12 protein-coding genes and 1 other annotated feature are annotated in these 11476 nt (G+C 32.4%); of the genes, 11 read left to right on the forward strand and 1 reads right to left on the reverse strand.

The genetic code is table 11. The annotated features are described in order from the left end of the window. Positions 1–92 precede the first annotated feature (92 nt). Genes ACY3JJ_RS03695 through ACY3JJ_RS03705 form a run of 3 tightly spaced genes read left to right on the forward strand, consistent with a single transcriptional unit; the run spans position 93 to position 2373 of the window. Positions 93–1106, forward strand: a complete 1014-nt coding sequence (locus ACY3JJ_RS03695) for a zinc-dependent alcohol dehydrogenase family protein (protein ID WP_463092443.1) — start codon at positions 93–95, stop codon at positions 1104–1106. A gap of 5 nt (positions 1107–1111) precedes the next feature. Then, positions 1112–1537 (forward strand): hypothetical protein, encoded by a 426-nt coding sequence (locus ACY3JJ_RS03700; protein WP_463082517.1) that lies wholly within the window; start codon positions 1112–1114, stop codon positions 1535–1537. Beyond that, on the forward strand, positions 1534–2373 hold the full coding sequence (locus ACY3JJ_RS03705; RefSeq protein ID WP_463092444.1) for a metallophosphoesterase: 840 nt from the start codon (positions 1534–1536) through the stop codon (positions 2371–2373). Before ACY3JJ_RS03700 ends, ACY3JJ_RS03705 begins: the two co-directional genes overlap by 4 nt. On the opposite strand, the gene ACY3JJ_RS03710 is transcribed toward ACY3JJ_RS03705, so the two are convergent. After that, complete coding sequence (locus ACY3JJ_RS03710; protein ID WP_463092445.1) at positions 2374–3537, reverse strand: ROK family protein; 1164 nt, start codon at positions 3535–3537, stop codon at positions 2374–2376. A gap of 125 nt (positions 3538–3662) precedes the next feature. Here ACY3JJ_RS03710 and mnmA point away from each other — a divergent pair, with 125 nt between their 5' ends. The 8 genes from mnmA to trpA all read left to right on the forward strand — a co-directional run bounded on the left by mnmA (position 3663) and on the right by trpA (position 11445). Then, positions 3663–4739 carry a tRNA 2-thiouridine(34) synthase MnmA gene (gene mnmA / locus ACY3JJ_RS03715; RefSeq protein WP_463092446.1) on the forward strand — a complete coding sequence of 359 codons (1077 nt, stop codon included), beginning with the start codon at positions 3663–3665 and terminating at the stop codon, positions 4737–4739. Positions 4740–4820: 81 nt separating this feature from the next. Then, positions 4821–5094, forward strand: a binding site (T-box leader). A gap of 60 nt (positions 5095–5154) precedes the next feature. Beyond that, positions 5155–6570: an anthranilate synthase component I gene (trpE, locus tag ACY3JJ_RS03720; protein WP_463092447.1), complete on the forward strand. Its 1416-nt coding sequence runs from the start codon at positions 5155–5157 to the stop codon at positions 6568–6570. Then, positions 6551–7123 carry an anthranilate synthase component II gene (locus tag ACY3JJ_RS03725; RefSeq protein WP_463092448.1) on the forward strand — a complete coding sequence of 191 codons (573 nt, stop codon included), beginning with the start codon at positions 6551–6553 and terminating at the stop codon, positions 7121–7123. The genes trpE and ACY3JJ_RS03725 overlap by 20 nt, the downstream gene beginning before the upstream one ends. Beyond that, positions 7123–8136, forward strand: a complete 1014-nt coding sequence (trpD, locus tag ACY3JJ_RS03730) for an anthranilate phosphoribosyltransferase (protein WP_463092449.1) — start codon at positions 7123–7125, stop codon at positions 8134–8136. The genes ACY3JJ_RS03725 and trpD overlap by 1 nt, the downstream gene beginning before the upstream one ends. After that, positions 8133–8909, forward strand: coding sequence for an indole-3-glycerol phosphate synthase TrpC (locus tag ACY3JJ_RS03735; protein WP_463092450.1), 777 nt, complete (start codon positions 8133–8135; stop codon positions 8907–8909). Before trpD ends, ACY3JJ_RS03735 begins: the two co-directional genes overlap by 4 nt. Next, positions 8885–9514 (forward strand): phosphoribosylanthranilate isomerase, encoded by a 630-nt coding sequence (locus ACY3JJ_RS03740; RefSeq protein WP_463092451.1) that lies wholly within the window; start codon positions 8885–8887, stop codon positions 9512–9514. The genes ACY3JJ_RS03735 and ACY3JJ_RS03740 overlap by 25 nt, the downstream gene beginning before the upstream one ends. Continuing rightward, on the forward strand, positions 9492–10691 hold the full coding sequence (gene trpB / locus ACY3JJ_RS03745; protein WP_463092452.1) for a tryptophan synthase subunit beta: 1200 nt from the start codon (positions 9492–9494) through the stop codon (positions 10689–10691). Before ACY3JJ_RS03740 ends, trpB begins: the two co-directional genes overlap by 23 nt. Beyond that, on the forward strand, positions 10684–11445 hold the full coding sequence (gene trpA / locus ACY3JJ_RS03750; RefSeq protein WP_463092453.1) for a tryptophan synthase subunit alpha: 762 nt from the start codon (positions 10684–10686) through the stop codon (positions 11443–11445). Before trpB ends, trpA begins: the two co-directional genes overlap by 8 nt. The last annotated feature ends 31 nt before the right edge of the window (positions 11446–11476 follow it).

Raw genomic sequence — 11476 nt, forward strand, 5'->3', positions numbered from 1 at the left:
AAAATAAAATTAATTTACTTTTTGGAAATTTTACCACATAGATTTTATATTGTAAAATAAAAATTAAAATGTCTATTTTCGGAGGTTTTAATATGCTTGCTGCTGTTTGGGAAAAGGGGAAAATCAAGTTAATAGATAAACCAGAACCTTTAGTTAATGATGATGAGATATTGATTAAGGTGCTTGCATCAGGGATATGTGGTACTGATTTACATATTTTGGCTGGTAAAGGCTATGCGAAGGACAATATTATAAGAGGACATGAATTTGCTGGAAGGGTAGTTAAAGTAGGAAGAAATGTGTTAGGCATAAAAGAGGGAGATTTGGTGGCTGTTGATCCTAATATTGCTTGTGGGCATTGTTATTTCTGCAGAAGAGGAGAAGTACATTTATGTGAAAATTTGAGGGCTATAGGAGTTGATATGGATGGAGGGTTTGCTGAGTATTGTAAAGTTCCATTTAAACAGGCATATTCTTTCTCAGAAAAGGTTTCTCCTATAGAAGGAGCTATGATGGAACCAGTTGCATGTGCTTTACATGGAATTGAAAGAATAGGTATTCATTTGGGAGATACAGTTCTTATAGTTGGAGGAGGAGCTTTGGGTTTGATACTTCTTCAGTTATCATATTTTTATGGTGCAAGTTCGGTTATTGTAGTTGAGATAGAAGAAGGGAAAAGAAAAATAGCTAAGGAACTTGGAGCGTCTTATGTTTTAAGTCCATCTGATGAAGTTTCTTCTTTTATTAAAGAGTTAACGAATGGTAGAGGAGTGGATGTGGGTATTGAAGCTGTGGGAAAGAAAGAAACTGTATCGTTGACAATTAATAATGTAAGAAGAGGTGGAAAAGTACTCATTTTTGGTGTTTCTCCAAAGGAAGATTTGATAAATATTTCTCCTTTTGACATTTATTATCGAGAGTTAACTATTATGGGATCTTTTGTTAATCCTTTTACAAATAGTAGGGCATTACGCTTAATAGAAGATGGAAAAATAAATGTTTCAAAAGTAGTTTCTCATAAGTTTCCTTTATCTGAAATTCATAAGGCAATAGAAGTAGGATTGAGTGGTAAAAGTTTAAGAGTAATGATAACTTATGAGGAGTAGGGGTCATGATCTTTGATTTAATATGTGCTATTACAATTTTGGGCTTGGCTATTAAGGGTTTAAAAGATATATTTTCTAATAAAATAGTGCTTTTAATTTCTTTGGTTATAGCATTTTATTTTTCCTCTTTTCTTACTCCTCTTTATATGAAATATATTAAAATCCCTATTCATCTTCCTGCTAACATTGTAAGTTTTATTTTGACCTTTGTATTCAGTTATTTTCTTTTAGTGTTACCCAATTTCCTTTTAAGGGTTGTGTTAGGCGGCGGAATTATAATTATTGTTTATGCATTGTTAATAAATTTTTTGCCAAATGATTACAAAATTCTTATTCTGAAGGATTCTCTTGTTTATTCTTTTCTTGATCCTGTAGTTAAATTTATCTTAAATTTATTCCATTTCTTTAAGTTTCTCAAGATTGTTAAATGAGAATCCTTGCTATCTCAGATCTTCATTTAGATTATATTAGACTAAGAAATGGCTTAAATCTACAGGAAGAGAGAGAAATTTTAAGAAAAATTAGGGATTATCTATTAATTGATAATCCAGATATTTTGGTTATTGGAGGAGATATATCTTCTAAGGTATGGGAAGTGGAGCTATTTTTTGAGGAATTTTCTTATATTAACATTAATATTATTTTTGTTCCTGGAAATCATGATGTATGGAAAGAAGGGGAAATAAGCAGTACTGATAAATATTATTACATACTGCCTAATATTTGTGAGGATTTTGGGATTCATTTTCTTCCCAGAAATCCTTTTATTATTGGTAAATGGGCATTTTTGGGTACCTTAGGTTGGTATGATTATACTTTTGGCAATAGTGACTATCCAAAGGAAGATTATGATAAAGGAGTGTTTAGGGGTTTAAAATGGAGGGAAACATTTTGGAAATTAATAAATTTTACTAATATCAATGGAAATTGTCTGAGTAATATAGAAATTTGTAAGTTATTTATTGGGGAGTTGGAAAAAGATTTTTATAAGGTTGTAAATTTCAATAAGATAGTTATAACTCATATGATTCCTTTTAAGGAATTGTTAATGATAAAAAATTTCTTTTCTGCTTATTTAGGAAGTGAAAAATTGGGGGAAGTTATTTTGAGAAATAAAGCTGATTTTGTAATATGTGGACATGAGCATAACCCACAATCTTTAACCATACATAATATTAAGATTGAAAAGCCAACTTTTGGATACTTAGACTCTTTAAGAAATTTAAAAGATCGACTTGATAGAGCAAAAAAGCTAATTGAGATTTGACTATACAATAACGGGTTTTGTGTGGTAATGATTTATAGCCTTATATATAGCTCCATAGATCACTGTTTTTGGATATAGGGCAGAAGGTATAATTTTTACTGGAATTGGTAAGTAATATTCTATTACAGGTTGCATTTTGGAAATTAATATGTTTAAAAATTTTCCTACAATTCCTCCTACAATTATAACTTCTGGATCTAATATACTTACAATGTTTACCACCGCTTTTGCTAAGTATTCGCTTACCTTGTTAATAAGCTCAGTAATTTCATATACCTTATTATAATCTTCAAATATTTTTTCTATTAGGTTATATTTAGGATCTATAGATTTTGCCTTTTCTATTATTCTTATTCCTGAAACTACCCATTCTAAGGCTCCTAAAGGTGTATATTCTAATCCTGGATATTCATCATGTCGGTTGCCTAAAACCATATATGCAATTTCTCCTGCAAATTTATTTGCTCCTTCATATAATTTTTCATCTATCATGATGCCTGCACCAATTCCTGTACTTAAATTCATATATACGATATTTTTGTGGCCTTTTCCTGCTCCCTTCCAAAATTCTCCCATTACAGCCATATTTACATCGTTTTCCAGTATTATAAAGGTATTAGGAAATCCTGTTTCTATGAGAGATTTTAGAGGTGTATGATTCCATTCTGGAAGGTTTGGGGCAAAAATGAGTTTTCCTTCCTCAATTATACCTGCTATTCCTATGGAAATGACTTTTATGTGTTCAGAGTTTATTTTATTTTCGTAAACAAAGGTCTTCATTATCTCTACAAGTTTTTCGGGTTGCATCATATTTTTTTCTCTAAGTTCATTTAAGGATAATACTTTTTCATAAAGAATTTCTCCACAAAGATCTGATATTGCAAATCTCATTATAGATCCTTCAATGTCTCCTGCTAAGAAATATCCATATTTAGCATTATATTTTAATAAAATACCTTTTCTACCTTTACTACTTTTTCCTTTACCTATTTCATATACTAATCCTTCTTTTATGAGCTCTCTTATGTGAGTAGAAACAGTAGGTCTACTGAGACCAAGTCTACGAGCTATTTCTGCACGAGAAATCGGACCCTCTTCTCTTAAGAGTTTTAAAATTTGTCCTTTATTAACCTCATCTATTAATTGTGGTCTTCCAATTTTCATTTTTTGTCTCTTCAAAAATCAAAAATTTTTTATAAAATATAATGGATTGTGAAATTTGTCAAGAAAAAAATAAATATTTTAAAAAATGATGAGAATATTTAATATTCATTTGTTAAGAGTTGTTTATGCGTGAAAAAATCAAGGTTGCAGTGGGCATGAGTGGAGGAGTTGATAGTTCGGTTACTGCTCTCTTATTGGAGAAAGAGGGTTTTGAAGTTATTGGTTTAACTATGAATATAGCGTTGACACCTAAGGAAAGATATGAGGCTTGTTGTTCATGGAGTTCTATTAATGATGCTATGAGGGTTGCACATAGTCTTGGTATACCTCATTTTGTGGTAAATCTTAAAAAGGAGTTTGAAGAGAGGATAATTAAATATTTTATTGATTCTTATATAAATGGGTATACTCCAAATCCATGTGTGTTTTGTAATAGGTTGATAAAGTTTGATCTTTTACTAAGAAAGGCTCAAGAGTTAGGTGCTGAATATTTAGCGACAGGTCATTATGTAAGGAAAGTATGGGATCCATTAAAAAATGTTTTTTTATTAAAAAGGGCAAAAGATCAGAAAAAAGATCAGTCTTATTTTTTAAGTTTTTTAACCCAAGATCAGATATCCAAAGCTCTTTTTCCTTTGGGAAATTTAACGAAAGAGGAAGTACGTAGAATTGCTCGTGATAATGGATTAATAGTAGCAGAAAAAGGAGAGAGTCAAGAAATTTGTTTTTTACCTGACAAGGATTATAGAAAATTTTTAAAGCAATATGTGAATGAGAAATCAGGGAAAATTGTTACGGAAGATGGGAAAATAGTGGGATATCATGATGGTATTTTTTCCTTTACTATAGGTCAAAGAAGAGGTTTAAAGGTAGCATTAGGTAAGCCTGTATATGTAAAAGATATAGATACAAAAAGTGGTAATGTGTTTGTGGCAGAAAAAGAGAAAATTTTTAGAAGAGAGGTTTATGCTGTAAATGTAAATTATCCGTCATATATTCCTGAGGAGAAAGAGCTAAGAGTAAATGCTATGATAAGATATAATATGAAACCGTCGCTAGCTACTCTTCATATCTTATCAGAAAAGGAAGTTTTTGTAGTTTTTGATGAACCTCAATGGGCTGTTACTCCTGGGCAGATATTGGTTTGTTATAAAGATGATTTTGTATTATGTGGAGGAGTAATAGAGAGAGAAAAAAATTAGGAAAAATTAAATTTTCCAGTTAATTTGAAAAATTTTTCTTTTTGTTGTATAATTTCATCCAAAGTTAAATAGAGTTGCCCTATAAAGGCTGTGAACAGGAGGAGTAGCTCCCAAGCGGGATCCAGAGAGGCCGGGTAAGGTGGAAGCCGGCTATCAGCGCGGGGAGTGAATGGGCCTGGGAGCTGCATACTGAAAGGGAAGAAATTAGTCTTCCCGAGTAAGCTATGCCGGAGTTGCCACCGTTATCAGGGTAAAGGGTATCGGAGTCGATGGTGTTCTCCTGTACCCGAAAAAGAGATGGGCAATGATGCTCAAGAAAGGTGGCACCGCGAGAGTAAACCCTCTCGCCCTTTAAAGGGTGAGAGGGTTTTTTATTTATAGGCTTTTGAGCTTCGTAAAAAGGAGGTGAAAGCTTATGGAGAAAATTATGACAGAGACCTATGTTCCTTTGGTTTTTGATTTTCCTGGAGATTATGAGACTCCTACCAGTCTTCTCTCTAAGATAAGAGAAGAAGAATATCTTTTTCTTCTTGAGAGTGCTGAAGGAGGAGAAAGGATTGGTAGGTATTCGTTTATAAGCTGGGGACCTAAAGAAATTTTGAGTTTTGATAAGAATGTAAATTATGACATTATTAATTATCTTGCCCAAAAGTATCCTGTTTTAAATGTAAGGAATAAGAAGGAACTTCCAAGATTTATTGGGGGTATTGTGGGTTATTTTAGTTACGATATTGTGAGACAGTGGGAAAAAATTCCTGAATTAACCTTAGATAATTTAAACTTTCCTATGGCTGAGTTCCAGTTAGTAGATTTTCTTGTTGTTTTTGATCATTTGAAAAGAAAAATAAGTGTAATTTTTGTTGTTCCAGAAGAAGAAATTGAAAACCCAATATTAAAAGAGAGAATTAATGAAAGATTAGCTCAAATAAAGGAACTATTTAAAAAAGAGTCACAAAGAGTACCAGCTTATAAAAAGGAGTTTTCTATTGAAGCTCTAACTTATCAAGAAGAATATGAAAGTAACGTGGAGAAGGCAATTGAATATATTAAGGCTGGAGAAATTTTTCAAGTTGTTTATTCTCAGAGATTCTATACCGAATATGAAGGAGATCCCTATCTCTTATATAGGGCCTTAAGATTGATAAATCCTTCTCCTTATATGTTTTATCTGAAATTTAAAAATAGGTATCTTATTGGTTCTTCTCCAGAGGCTTTGGTAAAAGTAGAAGGTGACAGGGCTGAGATAAGACCTATTGCTGGAACTCGTAGAAGGGGAGAAACGGAAGAAGAGGATAGAAACTTGGAAGAGGAGCTATTAAAGGATGAAAAAGAGAGAGCAGAACATATTATGCTTCTTGATTTAGCAAGAAATGATCTTGGGAGAGTAGCTGAAATAGGAACAGTGAGGGCAGAAAATGTAATGAAAATAGAGAAATACTCTCATGTTATGCATCTTGTTAGTACGGTATCATGTAGAATAAAAGAGGGAATTCATCCTCTTGAAGTATTAAGAGCTTCCTTCCCTGCAGGGACAGTTTCTGGAGCACCCAAGGTTAGAGCAATGGAAATTATAGAAGAACTTGAAAAATATAGAAGAGGACCCTACGCAGGAGGTGTTGGTTACTTATCGTTAAATGGAAATTTAGATACATGTATTACCATAAGGACATTCTTTTTAGATGGGAAAAACCTTTATTTACAAACTGGTGCTGGTATTGTTTATGACTCTATAAAGAAACGAGAATATGAGGAATGTATAAATAAGGCGAAAGCATTATTTGAAGCTATAAAGGCGGCGGGGGAGATGGATTATGATTTTGTTAATAGATAATTATGATTCCTTTACTTATAATCTTTATCAATACTTAGCAGAGTATACAGATGTTTTAGTTTATAGAAATGATCATATATCTTTGGGTGATATAAATAGATTAAAACCTAAGGCAATAGTTATATCACCAGGTCCATCTATACCTGAAAATGCAGGTATAAGTATTCCTGTGGTTAAAGAGTTTAAGGATAAATTACCCATTCTTGGTATATGTTTGGGACATCAGGCTATAGCATCAGCTTTTGGCACAAAAGTTATAAGAGCACCTATTCCTATGCATGGCAAAGTTTCTCTTATTTATCATGATAGAAATCCTATCTTTAATGGCATAGAAAATCCCTTCCAAGCTACCAGGTATCACTCATTAGTAGTGGATATGGAGACCTTACATCCTGATTTAAAAGTAATTTCTTGGACTTTAGATAAATTAATTATGGGAATTCAATATAAAGATAATCCAGTTTATGGTCTTCAATTTCATCCAGAGTCCATATTTACACCATCTGGAAAGGATATAATTAAAAATTTCCTCAAAATAGGGGGTGTTTTGTAATGATTATGAAAGAATATATTAAAAAAATATCTGAGGGTAAAAATTTAAAATTTGAGGAAGCAAAAAATGTAGTTGAGATTTTGGATATGGGAGAGCTTACAGAAGCACAATTGGGGGCATTTTTGTTGGGATTAAGGGTTAAAGGAGAAGATCCGGAAGAGATTGCAGGTTTTGTTTCTGGGCTGTTTGAGAAAGCTAAAAAAATCCCAAATGTTTCTCCTGCAATTGATGTGTGTGGTACAGGAGGGGATAAGTCTAATACTTTTAATATCTCTACTGCAGTAGCATTTGTTTTAGCAAGTATGGGAATAAAAGTGGCAAAGCATGGTAATAGGGCCATGTCCAGTAAGTCAGGAAGTATCGATGTTATTGAGGTTTTAGGCTTTAAGTGTAGTGATAATCCTGAGGAGATAGCTAAAAATATTGACACTAATAATCTAGGTATAATTTTTGCTCCTTATTTCCATCCTGTTGTAGGAAAGGCAGTAAAAGTAAGGAGAGAGTTAGGAATTGGAACAATTTTTAATATGGCGGGTCCTATGCTTAATCCAGCAAAATTGCAAGGCCAGATAATAGGGGTATATTCTGAAAATTTGATGAAGAAAATGGCAGAGGCAGCTTCTATTTTGGGAAGAGAGAATATTTTATTCTATCATGGAAAGGATGACGGTATAGATGAGATTTCTCTTTGTGGTACTACAGTTATGGCTTATGTAAAAGGTAATAAAATAGATTATTTTGACTTTACCCCTGAGGATATTGGTTTAAAAAGGTATAAATTTGAGGATTTCTTAGGTGGTACTGCAGAAGAAAATGCTAAGATTTTGGAAAGTATTTTTAAAGGGGAAGGAACTGATGCTCAAACTGATATTGTTGCTTTAAATGCTTCTTTTGCTCTTTGGGTTTTAGGGAAGGTCAATAGTGTTAAAGAAGGGTTTGATAATGTAAAGAACCATATTCTTTCTGGTAAAACCTATGAATATTTAGAGAAATTGAGGAGGGGTAATGAATGAACATATTAGATAAACTTGTAGAGGAGAAGAGAAAAATAATATATAACAGAATATATAAAATACCAACATCTTTTCCATATAAAGAAAAGGACTTTTTTTTCAATACTCTCGTAAAAAATAGATTTAATATAATAGCTGAAGTAAAACCATCTTCTCCTGTAAAAGGTAGTCTCATGTCTCAAAGTATTTCTGAAATCTTAAGAATTTATGATATGGCAGATGAAATTTCTGCAATATCTATTCTTACTGCAGAAAGTTTCTCTGCTACTCTTGCTAATCTTCAACTAGCAAGGAATATTACTAAAAAACCCCTTCTTCAAAAAGATTTTATTCTTATTCCAGAGCAGATATATGAAGGTAGATTATTAGGAGCTGATGCTATCTTGCTTATTGCAAGAATACTACCAGTGGAAGATCTGGAGTCTTTATATAGGCTTATTATGAATCTTGATATGGAACCCATCATAGAAATCTATGATGAAAGGGATTTGAAGAAGGTTTTAAAACTAAATCCTCGAATAGTAATGATAAATAATAGAGATCTTAGTAGTTTTAGAGTTGACATTAAAAATACTATAAGACTTTTATCATACATTCCTAAGGATATTTTTGTAATTAGTGCAAGTGGTATCAAAGATAAAGAAGATATTAAAATTTTATACGGGTATGGAGTTAGAGCTGTGCTTGTAGGGGAAAGTATTGTAACTTCAGAAAATCCCAAGGAAAAGATAAAGGAGCTATATGAAGGATGTGGATTAAAATCTGTGGAATAACTGATATTATTACTGCATTACATTGTGAAATAGAAGGAGTTTCAGCTATTGGTTTGGTTTTTGTACCATGGTCACCAAGATTTACATCTTTTGAAAAGCTTGAAAAGCTTAGTCATCATCTTAATAGATTAAAAATTATGAAGATTGGAGTTTTTATGAATCAGAGCGAAGAAGAAATTAAAAGAATTCTCGACATTGCTTCTTTAGATGGTATTCAGTTTCATGGAGATGAGAATTTAGAGTTTATGAAAAAGTTTAGAGAGTATTTTCTTATAAAGGCAATAAACATAGATAAGTATGAAGACTGGGCTGAAAGAGTTAGTTATTTTTCTCAGTTTTCCTATGTTCTTTTAGATAGGAGTAAAAATTCTGCTTTATCTTTTGAGGAGTTTCTAAGCAGGGCTAAAAGGATTATAAACTCAAAAACGATTATAGCAGGTGGAATTAGAGAAGATAATGTTTATGATGTTCTTAGGTTAAAACCATTTGGTATAGATCTTTCGAGTGGTGTGGAATTTGAAATAGGTAAGAAGGACCTTTTAAAAATATCAAAATTTATGAGAAAGGTGAGGGATTACAGTTATGAGGACGGAAAAGCTTCCTGATGAAAGGGGCTATTTTGGTGAGTTTGGGGGAAGATTTGTTCCTGAAACTTTGATGGAACCTTTATTACAGCTGGAATTAGCATACTATAAGCTAAAACAAGATGAAAATTTTAAAAAGGAATATGAATATTATTTAAGAAATTTTGTGGGTAGACCTACTCCTCTATATTATGCCTCAAAACTTTCTGAGAAGCTAAAAGCAAGGATATATTTGAAAAGAGAAGATCTTTGTCATACAGGAGCTCATAAAATCAATAATGCAGTAGGACAAGCATTACTTGCTAAATACATGAATAAAAAAAGATTAATAGCAGAAACAGGAGCTGGTCAGCATGGTGTTGCTACTGCTACTGTAGCTGCACTATTTGGTTTTAAGTGTACTGTATATATGGGAGAAGAAGATTGTAAAAGACAAGAGATGAATGTGTTGAGAATGAAGTTGTTAGGAGCTGAAGTTGTTCCTGTAAAGGTAGGATCAAGGACATTAAAAGAGGCAATAAATGAGGCTTTAAGAGATTGGGTCGCTCATCCAGAAGATAGTTATTATCTTTTAGGATCTGTGGTTGGTCCTCATCCTTATCCTATGATTGTAAGAGATTTCCAAAGGGTAATAGGAGATGAGGCAAGAAAGCAGATTTTAGAAATTGAAGGTAGATTACCTGATTATCTTATTGCATCAGTAGGCGGTGGTAGTAACTCTATAGGGCTTTTCTATCCCTTTTTAGAGGATAATGTAAAGATTATAGGAGTAGAGGGAGGAGGAAAGGGTATAGAATCAGGTCTACATTCAGCAAGTATAAACTTTGGCAAAGTTGGAATACTTCATGGTGCTAAAATGTATCTTATCCAAGATGAAAATGGTAATGTTTCTCCTACTCACTCTGTTTCTGCTGGTCTTGATTATCCAGGGGTTGGTCCCGAACATAGTTACTTAGCTAAAATAGGAAGGGTGAAGTATGATATTGCTACTGATGATATAGCAATAAAAGGATTTTATGCCCTTTCAGAATTAGAAGGTATAGTTCCAGCTTTAGAGAGTGCTCATGCTATAGGATATCTGATAGAGCATAGAGATGATTTTCCTGAAAAAGAACCTCTTATAATTGTTAATTTATCAGGGAGAGGAGATAAAGATCTTGGAATAATTTATGCTCTATGGGAGGGGAAAAATGAGTAACCTTCAATATAAAATAATAAACAGAAAAAAGAAATTAGTTTTTGTACCTTTTTTTGTAGCTGGCTTTCCTGATTTTAAGTTTTTAGAGAATTTTATTATTAAAAATAAAGATAAGATTGATATATTGGAACTTGGTATTCCCTTCTCTGATCCTGTAGCAGATGGCCCTGTACTTCAAGAAATTAATTATAGAGCTATTCTAAGTGGAGTAAGTTTGGAAAATACATTAAGTTGGTTGAAAGATACAGAGATACCAAAAATGGTAGATGTAGTTTTTCTTTTATACTTTAATCTTCTGTATGATAGATTAGAAGAAAGACTTCAAAAAATTAAGGATATTGGAATAAAAGGTCTTGTCATACCAGATCTTCCTCTTGAGGAGAGTGAAGATCTTTTACCCATTTTCAATAAATATGGTTTAGATTTAGTGCTTTTTATATCACCTACCACAAGGAAGGAAAGAAGAGAAAAGATTATAAAAATAGCTCCAAGCTTTCTTTATTTTATATCGGTTAAGGGTGTTACAGGTGAACGAGATGAACTTCCTCAAGAGGGAATTAATTTTGCAAGAGAAGTAAGATTGGAAACAGATAAACCTTTGATTTGGGGGTTTGGTATAAGGAATAGAAATCAAATTGAAAATTTATATGGTTTAGTAGATGGTGTGATAGTGGGAAGTGCTTTTGGAAGGAAGTTATTAGAGGGACAAGATCTTCAAAATTATTTTGATGAATTATATGAGGCCACATTATAAGTAGTATAATAGGCAATAAAAAATACTTAGG

The organism is Dictyoglomus sp. DH (assembly GCF_055181375.1).